Here is an 18000-nt window from a genome sequence, read left to right as displayed (position 1 = left end):
AAGCAAATTTACATATTCTAATGAAGATATTTACGGGTATTTTGTCTAATCATTTTTCTATATGCTACCAATTCTGGAAATTGATAAAAGAAGTTTATTTTTTTGTGTGCAGTTGTTTTTGGTCTTCTAATTTTAGATCTTAAAACAAAGGCAGTCCAACTTTCTACAATATCCTCTTCAGGGCTTTCGGCTGCATAATCCGTTAAAAACTCCGAGCGGTTATTATTGTATAAATCATATAGTTTTTCGACACAGTTTGCTTCTGTAAAGCAATATTCTTTCTGAATTGTATCCCAGCGGGTTAATAAATTACCTTTCCAAAATAAGTTTACAAACTTATTTATATAACTATCCTTGTACGCCTCGCCTTCTAGCGTTAAATACAACTCACCTTCTTGTTGTTCTTGTTTTTTTGTTGGTCTTATTTGAGTTTTATTCAGTGTTAATAAATGACCAAATTCATGAACCATCGTATAAATAGATTCATGTAATCTTTTTTTATCTCTAGATTTTAAGTTAACATCTTTAACATCTATTTCTAACTGCCATTTATCATTTCTAGAATTTAAAGAAACCAATGCTCCGGTTTTTTCATCAACACCATCAGTCATTAAAACAATTCTTCTTACAAACCTTGTTGTTAACTCTTGTGGAAAAATTCTATAAAACTCTTTCCAATAATCGTTTGCTAAATCATTTTTATTAGACCTGTTTTTTATCAATTCTCCGTTTCGAATTTGCCATACTCCTATCCTTTTGTCCATTTGAGATTGACAAAGTGATGTGAAAACTAGAAAAAGTATGATAAATTTAAACTTCATATTTTATTAAAAAACTTCAAGTGCTTTGTTGTAGGCACTTTCAAAACTCATTGGTTTTATATTTGTTGTTACTTTATTTGCCGTAAAATATGACAATAATTTTTCAGTTGGCATATTACCTGTTAAATCGTCTTTTGCCATTGGGCAACCTCCATAACCTTTAATTGCACCATCAAAACGATGACATCCTGCTTTAAAAGCTGCATCTACTTTTTCATGCCATTTTGTTGGTGTTGTATGTAAATGCGCACCAAATTCTATTTGCGGATAGCTAGGTATTAGGTTCGAAAATAAATAGTCTATATCCTTAGGTGTTGAGCTACCAACAGTGTCTGATAATGATAAAATTTTAACGCCTAAATTAGATAGTTTTTCTGTCCACTCTCCAACAATTTCAACACTCCAAGGATCTCCATAAGGATTACCAAAACCCATTGATAAATACGCTACAACTTCTTTATTAGTTCTATTTGCTATCGCTAATACTTCTTTTAACGTATCTATAGACTGATCTATTGTTTTGTGCGTATTCCGCATTTGAAAGTTTTCTGATATCGAAAAAGGATATCCTAAATAATTTATCTCTTCAAACTGAGAAGCATCATTTGCGCCCCTAACATTCGCTACAATTGCTAACAACTTACTTGTTGTTGTTGATAAATCTAATTTTGATAAAACCTCGGCAGTATCTCTCATTTGAGGAATTGCTTTTGGTGATACAAAACTTCCAAAATCTATAGTATCAAATCCAACTTTTAAAAGTGAATTGATATATTTTGCCTTTGCTTCTGTAGGAATAAAATGACTTTTAATTCCTTGCATTGCATCTCGCGGACATTCTATAATTTTTATACTGTCAATCATTATGCCAAATATACATATTTTGAATCGGTTTATTAAACCTCATTTTTCTTTAACATATTAAAAATTACAAGAAATATATTTTACTCAATTACAGATTATTACTAGTTTTATTGTATGATTTTTAGAATAAAATTTTATTTTTATCAAAATAACTGTCACAATTCAAAAACCAAATTGTCTCTAGTATAGAGTGATTTCATTGGAGTCTAAAAAAACACATATCAACCAACTAATCGAGCGCTGTAAAAAAAGCGATAGCAATGCACAAATGCAAGTGTACAATGCCTATTATAAAGCAATGTACAATAGTGCTTATCGTATTTTAAAAGACGAGTTTGAGGCTGAAGATTTAATTCAGGAAGCATTTTTAACTGCTTTTACTAAATTAAATACTTTTAAAGGTGAAGTTGCTTTTGGGGCTTGGTTAAAAAGAATTGTAGTAAATAAAAGTCTTACTCAATTAAAAAAAAATAACCGATACGAAGAAGTTAAGATGGATGTAATTCCTGATTATGAAGTTGAAGAAACGCCAATTAATTATAATTCGTTAGATGTAAAACAGGTAATGGAGAGTTTACAAAACCTAAAAGAGAATTACCGAATTGTCTTAACTTTAAATTTAATTGAAGGTTATGATTATGAAGAAATCTCTGAAATTTTAAATTATACGAACGAAAATGTACGTACCACAATATCGAGAGCAAAAAAGAAATTAAAGCAAGTATTACTCGCTAATACTAATAAAAAACAAGCATATGGAGGATAAATTACATCAGTTTTTTGATGAGAATGATTTCGATATATTCGAACCTCATTCTGGTCATTCAGATCGTTTTCAAAGAAAAATTGAAACTCATAAAAAACAACAAAAACCACCTATTTTTTGGATTAGCATTGCTGCATCTATCGTACTAATTTTAGGTTTTCATATTGGTAATAGCCAACAACAAAACAGTTACGATCTTGCAGATGTTTCACCCAAAATGGCAGAAGCACAAAGTTTTTTTGTATCAACAATAAATCAAGAATTAAAAGAACTAGAGCAATATAGAAATATTGAAACTGAAACTATTATTGAAGATTCTTTAAATGAAATTGAAGAACTAGAAGATCATTATAAATCACTTGTTAAAGAATTAACTAAAAACGAAAATAAGCGTCAGGTTATTCAAAAAATGATTGGTAATTATCAACAAAGATTAAATGTATTAGAAAGACTTTTATTACAATTAGAACAACAAAAAAACCCTGCAAAATTAGAACTCATAGATGATGAAATCATATAAACTTATATTCCTTTTTATTCTTTTACCAATTATAATGTTGGCTAATGATAAAAAACACGAAAAAAGTAAAACGATAAGTAAAGATTTTATCGTTAATAAAAATGCAACCTTATATATTAATAACAAATACGGTAATATAAACGTAGTAACTTGGGATGAAAATCGTATTGAAATTGAGGTTAAAATAACTGTAAAAGGAAACGATTTAAGTAGTGTTGACAAAAAACTTAATTCGATAAACGTTCTTTTCGAAGCTTCTAAAGATTTAGTGGAAGCTAGGACTAAGATAGAAACGATTAAATCTAATTGGTTATGGGGAAATAATGATAATATTAACTATAAAATTAATTATTTTATAAAAATGCCCATTACCAATAATGCCGATTTAAATAATAAATATGGTGCTATAGAATTAGATAAACTTAAAGGGAAGGCTAATTTAAATTGTGATTACGGAAACATAAATGTAGATCAGTTATTGAATGATTCGAATACTATTAATCTTGATTATTGTGGTAGTTCTGAAATTAACTTTATAAAGTCTGGGAGTATCAATATTGATTATTCTAAACTAAAAATAGATAAATCTGAAACGTTAAATGTGAATGCTGATTATTCTACTGTTAAAATAGGAAATACTGAGAATTTAAACTTTAATAGCGATTATGGTAGTATTTCTGTAAATGATGTTAAAAATATTTCTGGTAGTTCTGATTACGCCGGAATATCAATCGGAACATTAAGAAAAAAACTTAAAATTAATACAGAATTTGGAGGTATTAAAGTAGAAAACATCTTGAAAGGCTTTGAAGAAATTATAATAGATGGTAGCTACGCTGGTATTAAACTAGGTACTAGCAACGATAATAATTTTAACTTCACTATTGATTTAGATTATGCAGGTTTTAATTACCCTGAAAGAAAGGTTGAGTTATATAAAAGTATCAAAAAACATACATCAAAATATTACGAAGGTGTTTATGGGAACGATAATTCTAAATCAACCATTATTATAAAATCTAAATATGGAGGAGTTTCTTTAAAAGTTAACAATTAATATTGCTTTTCCTCAATTATAGAAAGGCAAATTAAATAACGAGCTATATAATACATTACAGTGTATATAATTACCATAATTAAATTATACTCTAAATACTTATTAAAAGCTAGCAAAAAGTCTGCTATACCTATAAGAAAAACAGCTAAAAAGAAAAACCTATTTTGTCTGTCGTCTCTCTTTAAAAAATGAAAGTAAGCAACAACAATTAAACTAATATTAAAAAAGCAAATAACAAACACAACATTCATCATGTCTTTTAAGTAAGGAGATAATAAATATGATATAATTACAAAAAGGAAAAAACCTGGAATAATATAATTTCTTAAGTATTTAAATTTTAAACCTAGTACAGTATCTTTTAGTATAATAAAATATAAAAACCTATTAACAAGTACAAGATAAACCCCTTCCCTTAAAAAATCGGGATCAAAAATAAAAAAAGCATCAGATGCTATTGAGCACATTAAAATTAAAATGTACCAATAATTTATTTTTTTAGAAACACTTATATATAGAAAAGCTAAAAAAGTTAAAGATGATATTTTAAGAATCATTTCTAAAAAATCATCTTCAGTATCTATATAAAATAAAGACACAAAACAAGCTAAAAAATAAACAGCGCTATATAGCTTAAAACTTAACTTCATATTTAATAACAATAGTTGATAACAAAGGTAAACAAATAATAAAATGAAAAAACAACTTTTAACAACAGTTATAATCTTAGCATCAATATCTATTAACGCACAAAGTTGGTGGAACTCTAAGAAAATTAAAGGAAATGGTAATGTAATTACTAAAACAAGATCGATAGATAAATTTGATAAAGTAAATGTGGGAGGCTCTTTTGAAGTAAATTTAGTAGACGGTAATGAGGGGAAAATAATGCTTGAAGGAGAAGAAAACATATTACCATACATTAAAACAACTGTAAAAAACGGAAAATTAAATGTTCAATTTAAAGAGAATATAAATATTAAAACCACTGAACGCTTAGTTATCACAATTCCTTTTGAAAGCATTCACGCTGTTTCACTGGGCGGTTCTGGTAATATAAACGTCAAAAAACGTATAAAATCAGATGAAGCATCATTTAACATTGGTGGTTCTGGTAATATTACGGCTAATGTTGATGCCAATACCGTAAAAACATCAATTGGTGGCTCTGGTAATATTAAATTAAAAGGAAATACTGATAACTTTAAATGCTCTATCGCTGGATCAGGAAGTGTAAATGCTTATGAATTAGATACAAATAGTTTAAAAGCAAGCATTGCCGGATCTGGAAGTGTACAAACCACCGTTTCTTCTAAAATAAAAGCAAGCATTGTTGGCTCTGGAAGTGTTTATTATAAAGGAAATCCTAAAAACATTGATACAAGTTCAATTGGTTCTGGTGATGTAATTGATAAAAACTAATCTGTAATTTATTTATAAAAAAAACCGCAAAGCATGCAGCTTTGCGGTTTTTTATTTTTTACTAAATATCTTTTAACTTAAACTAGCTAAACTCGCTTTAATCGTTTTTATTTTTGCCAATGAATCAGCTTCTTTTTTTCGTTCGATAACAATTACTTGCTCTGGTGCATTGCTCACAAAACGCTCATTAGATAATTTTTTCTGAACTCCAAATAAAAATCCTTCAGCTCTTTTTAACTCAGCTTTTAACTTAATTATCTCAGCTTCTACATCGATATTCTCTAAAGATATCGGTACAAAATACTCGTTCGATTTTACTCTAAACGAAGCAGCTCCTTCAACCTTATCTGTTACATAATTAATTATAGAAGCGTTTGTTAACTTCTGTATTATTGCATCAAAATCAGTAGTATATTTTTCATTATTTACAACCGATAATTCCACTGCTTCTTTAAACGAAATATTTTTATCTTTTCTTATCGTTCTAATTCCCGAAATAATTTCTGTTGCAAAATCAAAATTATCAACTAAATCGTCATTTACAGTTTCTAACTTCGGATATAAAGCGATTACTAAAGCCTCTTCTGGAGTTCTTTCAGTAATATGTTGCCAAATTTCTTCTGTTAAGAATGGCATAAACGGATGTAATATTTTTAAGTTATTTTCTAAAACTTCTATTACCTCTGCATATGTTTTAGCATCAATTGGTTGCTGATAACCTGGCTTTACAATTTCTAATAACCACGAAGAAAAATCATCTGTAATTAGTTTATAAATAGCCATTAATGCGTCCGATAAACGGTATTTAGAAAAATGATCTTCTATTTCTACTAATGCTTTTTGAAACTTAGCTTCGTACCATTCTAAACCTATCTTAGCTGTTTCTGGTTGCGCTAAACTAGCATCTATTTCCCAACCTTTTATCAAACGGAAAGTATTCCAAATTTTATTAGAAAACCCTTTTCCTTGCTGACATAAGTCTTCATCAAACATTAAATCGTTACCTGCAGCAGAGCTTAATAATAAACCAACTCTTACTCCGTCTGCTCCGTACTCATCTATAAGTTTTAAAGCATCAGGTGAATTACCTAATGATTTAGACATTTTACGACGTTGTTTATCTCGCACTAAACCTGTTAAATAAACATTCTCAAACGGACGTTCATCTTTATATTCGTAACCTGCAACAATCATACGTGCAACCCAAAAGAATAAAATATCTGGTCCGGTAACTAAATCGTTTGTTGGATAGTAATATTTAATCTCTTCGTTCTCTGGATTATTAATTCCGTCAAAAACACTCATTGGCCATAACCAAGAAGAAAACCAAGTATCTAAAGCATCTTCATCTTGTCTTAAGTCAGATGCTGACAGCGAAGTATTCTTAGTTCTGTCTTGTGCTAATTTCACAGCTTCTTCAATAGTTGTTGCAACTACAAAATCTTCTTTTCCGTCACCATAGAAATAAGCAGGAATTTGCTGTCCCCACCATAATTGACGTGAAATATTCCAATCACGCACATTTTCCATCCAATGACGGTAAGTATTTTCGAATTTCTTCGGATATAAAGTAACCTCACTATCTTCTCCTAAAACAGCTTCAATAGCAGGTTTTGCTAAATCTTCCATCTTTAAAAACCATTGATCCGATAATCTTGGTTCAATAACAGCTTTTGTTCTTTCTGATGTTCCTACTTTATTGGTATGAACTTCAGTTTTCACTAAAACCCCTTTTTCTTCTAACTCTTTTACAACTGCTGTACGCGCTACAAAACGATCTTGTCCTTTATAATGTAATCCGAAAGAATTTAAAGACGCATCATCATTAAAAATATCAATTACTTCTAATTTATGCTTATCTCCAAGAACTTTATCATTTTCGTCGTGTGCTGGCGTCACTTTTAAACAACCTGTTCCGAATTCAACATCTACATATTCATCTTCAATAATCGGAATTACTCTTCCGCAAAGCGGAACAATTGCTTTTTTACCTTTTAAATGTGTAAAACGCTCATCGTTTGGATTGATACAAATAGCGGTATCTCCAAAAATAGTTTCCGGACGCGTTGTTGCAATCGTTAATTTATCTTCAGATCCCTCTATCTGATATTCTAAATAATAAAGATTTCCTTGTTTTTCTATATGAATAACTTCTTCGTCAGAAAGTGTTGTTTTAGCCTCAGGATCCCAATTTACCATTCTATAACCACGGTAAATTAATCCTTTATTGTATAAATCAACAAAAACTTTAATAACAGATTCAGACAACGCCGGATCCATTGTAAAAGCAGTTCGTTCCCAATCACAAGATGCTCCTAATTTTTTTAATTGATCAAGAATAATTCCTCCATATTCATTTTTCCATTCCCAAGCATGCGCCAAAAACTCTTCACGAGTTAAATCGTTTTTATCAATTCCTTGCTCTTTTAACTTAGCAACAACCTTTGCTTCGGTAGCAATAGAGGCATGATCTGTACCAGGAACCCAACAAGCATTTTTACCTTGTAAACGTGCACGACGAATTAACACATCTTGAATTGTATTGTTCAACATATGCCCCATGTGCAACACTCCTGTAACGTTTGGCGGCGGAATTACAATTGTATATGGCTCTCTATCATCTACTTCAGAATGAAAGTAATTATGCTTCATCCAGTAGTCATACCACTTACCTTCTACTTCTTTAGAATTATATTTTGATGGAATATTCATCTGTTTTTTATATCTTTATAACCAAATTAGTAAGCTTTGTGCTTTTTTGGCATTATTTTTGAAATTCAATTAAGCAAAAATACAACTATCTCTGAGGTACAGAAAATAAGATGTAGATTTTTTTAAAACTAAAAAAATAACCCTAAATTTGTGGTGCTTTTAAGCCCCTAAATTAAATTTATCAATTATGAAAACAATTTTATCAATTATTGCTGTTTGTTTTATCACATTAACAGTAAGCGCTCAAGAATTTAAATTTGAAACTGAAACTATAGACTACGGTAAAGTAGGTCTTGGTTCTGAAGGAACACGTACTTTTGAGTTTACGAACGTAGGTGATGCTCCTTTAATTATTAAAGATATTAAGTCTACTTGTGGATGTACTGTTCCTAAAAAACCTGAAGCACCAATTATGCCAGGACAAAAAGGACAAATTGAAGTTTCTTATGACACTAAAAGAGCAGGTGGTTTTTCTAAAGCTATTACTGTAATCTCTAATGCTAAGAAATCAAGAACAATGCTTAAAATTAAGGGGTTTATTTCTAAAGATGTAGTTCCTGTAAAAACAAAGACAATAATGAGTGATAGTGAATAAACTATCCTTTTAAATATAAAAAAAGCGTCAATTTAAAAATTGACGCTTTTTTTATATCCTTTTTTCTAATCTAAATTCGAAATTTAAATTCACTCCTAACCTTTCTATTTTCATCTTTATCTTTCTATTAGGCTTTGTTTGAAAGATATGTAAAATCTCACTTAACTCAAACTCATAAGCTTTTTTACCATTTATAGACTTTATAACGTCACCTCTTAAAAGACCAACTCTTTCAGCTGGAGACCCCTTTACAACTCTATCTATTTTATACTTCGACTTAAATATATAATAATAAGTATCTACAAATGAAATAATATTATTTTTATTCGATTGATTATTCCCATAAGAATCCATCAATTTTGTTTTTCTTTTTTGTTTTACTAATTCTTGGCCGGCATAAATTAAATGTAAACCACTCATATTATAATAAAAACCATCTTTTAATGATGCACTCTTTTTTAACGTAACTGTTTTATTCGGATAATCTATCCAAATTTTAAATCGCTTTAAAATATTACCACCTATACTTCCATTTCTTTCTTTAAATTGACGTGCACTAAAAGTTGATGTAGCGTCTAAAAAAGAAACTGTAGGTTTATTTATTAAAAACTTACCTAAAGAAACATGAGGTATTTTACTCCTGTTTCCATAAATAGTTCCGCTAATTCCTTCTCCTAAAATATCTTTAAAGTGTTTTATTGGAGTCTTAATAACTTCTTTAGTATCTTCAAACAACCACATAGCGTCCGTACCTCCTGTATCTATCAATAACTTTACAGCTATCTCTCTATTTTTTATAGTATCAATTCTTGCTTTAACATCTATGTATGGTTTGTTTCTATAAAATTGTAATGGAAAAATTTCACATTTTCTACATTTAGATTTCTTATAGGTTTTCGGATTATAAAAAGTAACTCTTTTGCTATTGTAATTAATTTTAACAATAACATCTTTTAATAAATCGTAACCTATAATACCATGAATAGTCGTTCCCATTTTTGCTGATAAACTAAAGGCATCATTTAAAACAACATATAACTCTTGGTTTGAACTTAAGATGTTTTTAACTCTAAAATCATTTCCTTTAGATAATAAAGCTTCTACTGGTTCTCCGCTTCCCAAACCTCTTATCGATACTTTTTCTACATTATTTAAACCAACACTATCCTTTTCAGATAAATTAAATAAAATGGTTTTATTTACACCTGTATCTAAAATAAAAGATAATTTATGTCCGTTTATTTCTAAGGGAATAATAATTAAATTATTTATTAATTTAAATGACAATTCTTGCTTATTCTTGTTCAGCCCATAAAACTGAAACTTAGCTTGAGAATAAAGAGAGTAACAAAAAAAAGAACCGATAATAAAAAGTATATATTTTTTCAAACAGAAGGGTGTTAATGATTAATCTTAAATATACAATCTTCAATTTATAATTTTATTGTTTTATGATTTTTTTAACCTTTAACTTTCATGCACTACTAGTTCTTTAAATGAAAAATAATTCGCAAATTTGCCTTTTAAACAACTAATTCTATTTACAATGCCACATATTTCTAGAAAAGGAAGCATTATGCCTCAATCACCAATTCGTAAATTGGTGCCTTTTGCTGAAGCTGCTAAAAAAAACGGAACTAAAGTTTTTCATTTAAACATAGGTCAACCCGATATAAACACGCCTCAAGTTGCACTTGATGCTGTTAAAAACAATACTATTAAGGTTTTATCATATGCGCGCTCTGAAGGTTCTGAAGAATACAGAACCAAATTAGCGAATTATTATGCTAAAAATGATATACACGTTAATGCTAACAATATTGTAGCTACCACTGGTGGTTCTGAAGCTTTATTATTTAGTATTGGTAGTATTACAGACCCAGGTGATGAGATTATTATACCAGAACCTTTTTATGCCAATTATAACGGATTTTCTACTGCATCTGGAGTAACAGTTGTTCCTGTTATATCTAAAATAGAAAACAACTTTGCTTTACCGGCTATTGAAGATTTCGAGAAATTGATTACTTCAAAAACAAAAGCAATTTTAATTTGTAACCCAGGAAACCCAACAGGATATTTATACAGCAAAGAAGAAATCGAAAAATTAAAGCAAATTGTATTAAAACACGATTTATTTTTAATTGCTGATGAAGTATATCGCGAGTTTACCTACGATGGTGTAAAACACAACTCTATAATGTCTTTAGATGGCTTAGAGCAGAACGCTATTATGATCGATTCTGTTTCTAAACGTTATAGTATGTGTGGTGCAAGAATTGGTTGTATCGTTTCTAAAAACGAAGAGTTTATTAGCACAGCTATCAAGTTTGCTCAGGCACGTTTAAGTCCGCCTACTTATGCTTTATTAGCTAGTGAAGCAGCTTTAGAAACTCCTCAAATTTATTTTGATGAAGTTATTGAAGAATATCAAGATCGTAGAAACACTTTAATCTCTGAACTTCAAAAAATCGACGGAGTAAAAATTGCCAATCCTAAAGGAGCATTTTACTGTGTTGCTGAATTACCTGTAGCCGATACTGATAAGTTTTCACAATGGTTATTAGAAGATTTTAATAATAATAACGAAACCATTATGGTAGCACCTGCAAGCGGATTTTATTCAACCGAAGGAGAAGGTAAAAACCAAGTTCGTATCGCTTATGTATTAAATAAAACAGATTTAATACGTTCTGTAGAAATTTTAAAAACTGCTTTAAAGCAATACAATAAATAATTTATTGAACATTCAAGAAAACATATCTTTAAAAGAATACAATACGTTTGGTATTAATGTAAATGCCAAACGTTTTGTTTCTATTGATTCTTTTTATAGTCTACAGCAGCTTTTAAAAATTGAAAAAGATGTTTTTTTAATATCTGGAGGAAGCAACATGTTGCTAACTAAAGATATTGATAAGCTTGTTGTACACATTAATATAAAAGGAATTTCTATTGATAGAGAAAGCAACAATGATATTTACCTAACCGTAAATGCTGGTGAAAATTGGCATGAATTTGTATTATGGTGTGTTTCTCAAAACTATGGAGGTCTTGAAAACTTATCTCTAATTCCTGGTAATGTAGGTACTTGTCCTATTCAAAATATTGGCGCATACGGTGTAGAAGTAAAAGATACAATTACACGTTTAGAAGCTATTGAAATACAAACAGGAAAATTAATTGAGTTTTCGAATACTGAATGTGAATTTGGATATCGAAATTCTATTTTTAAAAACATCCAAAAAGGAAAATACATTATTACTGCTGTTAGTTTTAAACTTACTAAAAACCAGCATAAACTGAACTCCACTTACGGAGCTATTGAAACGGAATTATCTTTAAAAAATATTAAAAATCCGACTATTAAAGATATTTCTGATGCAATTATTACTATTCGTCAATCAAAATTACCAGACCCTAAAAAAATAGGTAATAGCGGTAGTTTTTTTAAAAACCCCGTAATATCTAGAGCTCATTTTCTAAATTTAAAAGAAGAGTTTCCCGAAATTCCAAATTACCCAATATCTAAAGATACTGTAAAAGTACCTGCAGGCTGGTTAATTGAAAAAAGCGGATTTAAAGGAAAACGTTTTGGTGCATATGGTGTACATGAAAAACAAGCCTTAGTACTTGTTAATTACGGAGGCGCAACTGGTGGTGAAATTTATGAATTAGCTCAAAAAATTCAGAGTACTATTAAAAATAAATTCTCTATAGATTTAGAAATTGAAGTAAATATTATTTAATTAAATCAGTTACTTTAAAATTATTTTTACAAAGCAATTCTCTAAAAAAGGGAATTCGTATCTTTGCAATACTAAATTATATAAAATGAAACTACTCTTTGTTACTATCGGATTATTGGCCATAGCTTTTGCAGGAATCGCTATAAAAATTTGGGCAAAAAAAGACGGAGAGTTTGCTGGTACTTGTGCTAGTCAAAACCCTATGCTTAACGAGAGTGGTGAAGCTTGTGGGTTTTGCGGAAAAACACCTGATCAGTTTGATACTTGTGCAGAGCCCGAACACAAAGATTAAATAAATTATTCTACTATTGTCCTTACAGCTTTTTTTAGCTTAAACATAACATTTTTTTGGTATTGCGCTAAATGATTAAATTTATCAAATACAATTTCTAGACCTATATATTGGAAATAAATAAAGACAAAGTTTTAAAAAACATTCAGCTAGCTAAAGAAGGTAATCAAATTTCTTTTAATTTTTTGTTGGATACCTTTTGGAGCTCTGTATACCATTATCAATTGTCTAAAATAAAAAATGACAATGATGCTGAAGATATTACTATTCGTACTTTTTCTAAAGCTTTTGATAAAATAACTACTTTTAATGAAGCCTATGAATTTAAAACGTGGTTGATTAGTATTTCTAAAAACGTATATATTGATTCTTTAAGAAAGAAAAAAACATCTCTTTTAACAGAAACAACTAAAGAACAAGAAGAAGCTGCTTTTCGAATTATAGACAACGCACCTTCTCCTGAAGATAAAATTATTACAGAACAAAATTTAGCTAAACTTTTAAGAGATATAAAAAAGTTAAACCCAAAATACCAAGAGGTTATAAATTTGCGTTTTTTTCAAGAACTTAGTTATAAAGAAATCTCTGAGAATATTGGTGAACCTATTAACAACGTAAAGGTTAAATTGCTGAGAGCTAAAAAATTATTAGCTGAAATAATAAAGAAGTCTTAACTTACCATAATTTTAGTTTTCAAATTATATAAAAATATAATCTCTACTAAAAAGACTTTTACAAAAATATCCCCAGCATCTTTACATGAAAAAATCTATTTTAAACACACTTGGTCCAGGATTTTTATTTGCTGGTGCAGCTATAGGTGTGTCTCACTTAGTACAATCAACAAGAGCTGGTGCCGATTTTGGTTTTGGATTACTTTGGGCATTGTTAATTGTAAATATTTTTAAATATCCTTTCTTTCAGTATGGTCCGCGTTATGCCGCTGCTACAGGCGAAACTCTTTTAGATGGTTATAAAAAATTAGGTAAAAGTGTTTTAATCAGTTATTACATTTTAAATTTTGCGACTATGTTTACCATTCAAACAGCAGTTACAATTGTTACTGCTAGTTTGGCTTCTACTATTTTTGGTTTTACCAACGACCTCGTAGTATGGTCTGTAATAATAACGGGGATTAGTATTGTTCTTTTAGGAATTGGGAAATATAAATTACTTGATAATTTAATAAAATATATTATAATTATACTAATCATAAGTACCATTATTGCAGTAAACGTAGCTTTATTTAGTACACAAAAAGGATTTAATTTTCAACAAATAATACCAAGTGGAACGGCACAAATTACCTTTTTAATTGCTTTTTTAGGTTGGATGCCTGCCCCTTTAGATATCTCTATTTGGCATTCTTTATGGACTGTAGAAAAGAGTAAAACAACATTTGAGCAAATTAAACCAAAACATGCTATTTTCGATTTTAATGTAGGTTACATTGCAACATTCTTTTTAGGAGTTTGTTTTGTGATGCTTGGCGCATTTGTTATGTATCAATCAGGAGAATCTTTTTCTAGCAAAGGAACTATTTTTGCTTCACAACTAATAAACTTATACACTAAAAACTTAGGTGAATACTCTTATTTATTTATAGGTATTGCAGCCTTTACAACCATGTTCAGCACTACTTTAACAACTTTAGATGCATCACCAAGAGCCATGGCAAAAACATCAAACTTGTTATTTAACAAAAAAATTAAGCTCAGTTATTGGTTTTGGTTAGTTTTATTAGCTTCTGGTACTTTTATCATATTAAAATACTTTTTAGCAGACATGGGCTTTTTAGTTAAAGTAGCCACTGTTTTATCTTTTTTAACAGCACCTTTTTATGCTATTTTAAATTACATGCTTATTACCAGTAAACATACACCTAAGAAAAATCAACCAAAATTATCTTTACGCATTTTAAGTATTGTTGGTATGATTTTTTTAGTGGGATTTAGTATTTGGTTTTTAGCTAATTTATAACGCTTTTTCTTCGTAAATTTGCTTTTCAATTTTTATTACAATGGCAAACGAATCTGTAACATTACCAGAAAGAGTAAAAAAACCAAAATGGTTACGTGTAAAATTACCTGTAGGTAAAAAATATACGGAATTAAGAAGTTTAGTGGACAAGTATAAATTGAATACAATTTGTGCTAGTGGAAGCTGTCCGAACATGGGAGAATGTTGGGGAGAAGGAACGGCTACTTTTATGATTTTAGGAAATATATGTACTCGTTCTTGTGGTTTTTGTGGTGTAAAAACCGGTAGACCAGAAACTGTTGAATGGGATGAGCCTGAAAAAGTAGCACGCTCAATTAAATTAATGAGTATTAAGCATGCTGTTTTAACCTCGGTAGATAGAGACGATTTAAAAGATGGTGGTTCTATTATTTGGGCAGAAACTGTAAATGCTATTCGTAGAGCAAATCCGAATACAACTTTAGAAACATTAATTCCTGATTTTCAAGGAAACGAAAAACAAATCGACAGAATCATAGAGGTTGCTCCTGAAGTAGTTTCTCATAATGTAGAAACTGTTCGTAGATTAACGCGTGAAGTTCGTATACAGGCAAAATACGATCGTAGTTTAAGTGTTTTAAAATATTTAAAAGATAACGGAATGCGAACTAAATCTGGAATTATGCTAGGTTTAGGGGAAACCGAAGAGGAGGTTATTCAAACCATGAAAGATTTACGTGGTGTAGGTTTAGATGTAATTACTATTGGGCAATATTTACAACCTAGTAAAAAACACTTACCTCTTAAAGAATTTATTACTCCAGAGCAGTTTAAAAAATATGAAACTTTAGGTTTAGAAATGGGCTTTATGTATGTAGAAAGTGGTCCTTTAGTAAGATCTTCTTATAAGGCGCACAAACATGCTAGCTAACTTTAATGATTCCTTAACATTTTAACTTTTTAAAGTTAAAAAAATGTCAAATATTTAAAATTTAAAGATTTTACTTAGTTTTATATTTACTTTTGCAGAGTACTTATTAAACAAGTATATGAAAAGAGCCTTGTAAACTGTTTTCATTGTGTAAATTATTTGAATTAATTGATTAATAAAATTCCATTCGTATGAATGGAATTTTTGTTTTTATGACTTTTTTATTACAACTATTACTCCTTTTCATAAATTTTTATTTTTTCTTCAACAATATATAAGCCAACAACCCCAAAGCTAATTACTAATAAATCAATACTTAATTGATTTAGTTAACACATCAACACATTTACTGTCGTTTTTTAAACATATCGTAATACTAAAAGGCTAAAATGTTAATTAATAATAAAAATAATATTATTTAGCTACAAAAATTACGAAAAACACTTTATGGCACAATACTTGTAAAAGAGTATTTGAAGACAGCTTTGTAAACTGTTTTCATTGTGTAAATTATTTGAATTATTTGAAAAACAAAAATCCCACTCGTATGAGTGGGATTTCGTTGTTATAAAAACAACGTAATATTAAATAGCGTTTATAATATCGTATTTAGTAATAATATGATGTTTACCATTTTCTAAATCGACTAATACAGCTTGATTTTCTTTTGTTATTAACTTAGAAACCTCATCTACAGAAGCTGTTAATTTTACAATAGGATACATTGCTTCCATTACTTCTTTTATAGGCGTATCTGCAATATTTTTATCCTCTATATAAGCATGTAATAAAACTGATTCATCTAAAGAACCTACAATACCTTTTGAATCACTTACCGGAATTTGTGATATTTTAAAATCACGCATTCTTTCAATAGCATGAGAAACCAATTCTTCTGTTTGTACCGTTATTAAAGGCTTATCAATATGTGATTGTATTAAATCTTTTGCGGTAGCCACTTCTTTTTCTTCTAAGAAACCACGCTCACGCATCCAATCATCATTAAACATCTTTCCTACATACCTCGTTCCGTGATCATGAAATATAACAACCACTACATCATCTTTCTTAAAATGATCTTTTAATTGTAACATTCCTTTTATTGCCGAACCTGCTGAGTTACCAACAAAGATTCCTTCTTCTTTTGCTATTTTACGAGTATAAACCGCAGCATCTTTATCTGTAACCTTTGTAAAGCCATCAATTACTGAAAAATCTACATTTTTTGGTAAAATATCTTCTCCGATTCCTTCAGTGATATACGGGTAAATTTCATTCTCATCAAAAATACCTGTTTCATGGTATTTTTTAAATACAGAACCATAAGTATCAATACCCCAAACTTTCACATTCGGATTTTTTTCTTTTAAATACTTAGCTGTCCCAGAAATTGTTCCTCCTGTTCCTACTCCAACCACTAAATGCGTTATTTTACCTTCAGTTTGTTCCCAAATTTCTGGTCCTGTTTGCTCGTAATGTGCTAATGCGTTACTTGGATTGTCATATTGATTTACATACCAAGAATTAGGAGTTTCTGACCCTAAACGTTTAGAAACCGAATAATACGAACGAGGATCTGTAGGTTCTACATCGGTAGGACAAACAATAACCTCTGCTCCTACTGCTCGTAAAATATCCATCTTTTCTTTAGATTGCTTATCAGAAAGAACAAAAATACATTTGTAGCCTTTTATAATTGCTGCTAAAGCTAACCCCATACCAGTATTTCCCGAAGTTCCTTCAATAATAGTTCCTCCTGGCTTTAAGCGTCCGTCTGCTTCTGCATCCTCAATCATCTTTAACGCCATTCTATCTTTTATAGAGTTTCCTGGGTTAAAGGTTTCTACTTTAGCTAAAACTAAAGCATCTATTTCTTTTGTTACAGAGTTTAACTGAACTAATGGTGTGTTACCTATAGTTTCTAATATGTTTTTTGCGTATTTCATTTCTTAATTTTACAGTTGCAAAGGTAATTTCTTTTTGGGCGTTCCACAAGTGTCGTGCTTTTCATTACTCGCTTTTTTTAGTTTTGTTCTCGATACCAATTTGTTCATCCTTCACAAATTAACTCCAATTAAAAATAAAAAAGAGCTCAAACAGACCATTCAATCACTAACGCAGCATATTTGCTAAGGTTTGTTTATCAATAAAAATCTATAGTTATATTTATTCTTACTAAAATAGTTCTCGATACTTTTTTATTCCGCTTTCCTTCATAAAAACACTCGAACTGACATCATGCGTTAAAAAATTAGTTTTTGTAAGTAAAAAATATTTTGATAAGAACCTTAAATTTATACTCTTTGTTTTAC

The 18000-nt window shown here is 29.6% G+C and carries 17 protein-coding genes; 11 read left to right on the top strand and 6 right to left on the bottom strand.

Annotated elements, in window-relative coordinates; all coding sequences use genetic code 11:
- Positions 1-17: 17 nt before the first annotated feature.
- A complete protein-coding gene (locus P2G10_RS11260) occupies positions 18-764 on the bottom strand; it encodes a hypothetical protein (protein WP_218772666.1) in 747 nt (248 codons plus the stop codon).
- A 63-nt stretch (positions 765-827) separates the two neighbouring features.
- Entirely contained in the window at positions 828-1685 is an 858-nt protein-coding gene (locus P2G10_RS11255) for a hydroxymethylglutaryl-CoA lyase (RefSeq protein WP_275316659.1), read from the bottom strand.
- A gap of 199 nt (positions 1686-1884) precedes the next feature.
- On the opposite strand from P2G10_RS11255, the gene P2G10_RS11250 reads away from it, so the two are divergent.
- Genes P2G10_RS11250 through P2G10_RS11240 form a run of 3 tightly spaced genes read left to right on the top strand, consistent with a single transcriptional unit; the run spans position 1885 to position 4028 of the window.
- On the top strand, positions 1885-2451 hold the full coding sequence (locus P2G10_RS11250; protein ID WP_218772667.1) for an RNA polymerase sigma factor: 567 nt from the start codon (positions 1885-1887) through the stop codon (positions 2449-2451).
- Entirely contained in the window at positions 2441-2971 is a 531-nt protein-coding gene (locus P2G10_RS11245; RefSeq protein ID WP_275316658.1) for a hypothetical protein, read from the top strand. Before P2G10_RS11250 ends, P2G10_RS11245 begins: the two co-directional genes overlap by 11 nt.
- Positions 2955-4028 (top strand): hypothetical protein, encoded by a 1074-nt coding sequence (locus tag P2G10_RS11240; protein ID WP_275316657.1) that lies wholly within the window; start codon positions 2955-2957, stop codon positions 4026-4028. The genes P2G10_RS11245 and P2G10_RS11240 overlap by 17 nt, the downstream gene beginning before the upstream one ends.
- Here the strand turns inward: P2G10_RS11240 and P2G10_RS11235 are convergent.
- Positions 4025-4678, bottom strand: coding sequence for a lysoplasmalogenase family protein (locus P2G10_RS11235; protein WP_275316654.1), 654 nt, complete (start codon positions 4676-4678; stop codon positions 4025-4027). The genes P2G10_RS11240 and P2G10_RS11235 overlap by 4 nt on opposite strands.
- Positions 4679-4721: 43 nt before the next feature.
- Here P2G10_RS11235 and P2G10_RS11230 point away from each other — a divergent pair, with 43 nt between their 5' ends.
- The gene (locus tag P2G10_RS11230; RefSeq protein ID WP_275316653.1) at positions 4722-5450 is read left to right on the top strand and encodes a head GIN domain-containing protein; all 729 of its coding nucleotides are present in this window, start codon (positions 4722-4724) and stop codon (positions 5448-5450) included.
- A gap of 72 nt (positions 5451-5522) precedes the next feature.
- Here the strand turns inward: P2G10_RS11230 and P2G10_RS11225 are convergent, their stop codons facing one another.
- Positions 5523-8162, bottom strand: coding sequence for a valine--tRNA ligase (locus tag P2G10_RS11225; protein WP_275316652.1), 2640 nt, complete (start codon positions 8160-8162; stop codon positions 5523-5525).
- A gap of 187 nt (positions 8163-8349) precedes the next feature.
- On the opposite strand from P2G10_RS11225, the gene P2G10_RS11220 reads away from it, so the two are divergent.
- The gene (locus P2G10_RS11220; protein WP_275316651.1) at positions 8350-8757 is read left to right on the top strand and encodes a DUF1573 domain-containing protein; all 408 of its coding nucleotides are present in this window, start codon (positions 8350-8352) and stop codon (positions 8755-8757) included.
- Positions 8758-8808: 51 nt separating this feature from the next.
- On the opposite strand, the gene P2G10_RS11215 is transcribed toward P2G10_RS11220, so the two are convergent.
- Positions 8809-10146 (bottom strand): aspartyl protease family protein, encoded by a 1338-nt coding sequence (locus P2G10_RS11215; RefSeq protein WP_275316649.1) that lies wholly within the window; start codon positions 10144-10146, stop codon positions 8809-8811.
- Between the two features lie 157 nt (positions 10147-10303).
- Between P2G10_RS11215 and P2G10_RS11210 the strand changes: the two genes are divergently transcribed.
- From P2G10_RS11210 to lipA, 6 genes are all read left to right on the top strand, one after another.
- Positions 10304-11494 (top strand): pyridoxal phosphate-dependent aminotransferase, encoded by a 1191-nt coding sequence (locus P2G10_RS11210; RefSeq protein WP_218772675.1) that lies wholly within the window; start codon positions 10304-10306, stop codon positions 11492-11494.
- 4 nt (positions 11495-11498) lie between these two features.
- Positions 11499-12506 (top strand): UDP-N-acetylmuramate dehydrogenase, encoded by a 1008-nt coding sequence (gene murB / locus P2G10_RS11205; protein WP_275316647.1) that lies wholly within the window; start codon positions 11499-11501, stop codon positions 12504-12506.
- Positions 12507-12591: 85 nt separating this feature from the next.
- Complete coding sequence (locus tag P2G10_RS11200) at positions 12592-12798, top strand: membrane or secreted protein (RefSeq protein ID WP_275316646.1); 207 nt, start codon at positions 12592-12594, stop codon at positions 12796-12798.
- A gap of 110 nt (positions 12799-12908) precedes the next feature.
- Complete coding sequence (locus P2G10_RS11195) at positions 12909-13472, top strand: RNA polymerase sigma factor (protein ID WP_275316644.1); 564 nt, start codon at positions 12909-12911, stop codon at positions 13470-13472.
- 85 nt (positions 13473-13557) lie between these two features.
- Positions 13558-14778, top strand: coding sequence for an Nramp family divalent metal transporter (locus P2G10_RS11190; RefSeq protein WP_275316643.1), 1221 nt, complete (start codon positions 13558-13560; stop codon positions 14776-14778).
- Positions 14779-14818: 40 nt separating this feature from the next.
- Positions 14819-15688 (top strand): lipoyl synthase, encoded by an 870-nt coding sequence (gene lipA, locus P2G10_RS11185; RefSeq protein WP_218772680.1) that lies wholly within the window; start codon positions 14819-14821, stop codon positions 15686-15688.
- Between the two features lie 584 nt (positions 15689-16272).
- Here the strand turns inward: lipA and P2G10_RS11180 are convergent.
- On the bottom strand, positions 16273-17634 hold the full coding sequence (locus tag P2G10_RS11180) for a pyridoxal-phosphate dependent enzyme (RefSeq protein ID WP_218772681.1): 1362 nt from the start codon (positions 17632-17634) through the stop codon (positions 16273-16275).
- Positions 17635-18000 lie beyond the last annotated feature (366 nt).

The sequence above is a fragment of the Tenacibaculum bernardetii genome, from assembly GCF_029125915.1.
GTDB classification, from domain to species: Bacteria; Bacteroidota; Bacteroidia; order Flavobacteriales; family Flavobacteriaceae; genus Polaribacter; species Polaribacter bernardetii.
The sequence above is the reverse complement of the archived record's forward strand: the minus strand, read 5'-3'. Positions and strand labels throughout refer to the sequence as shown.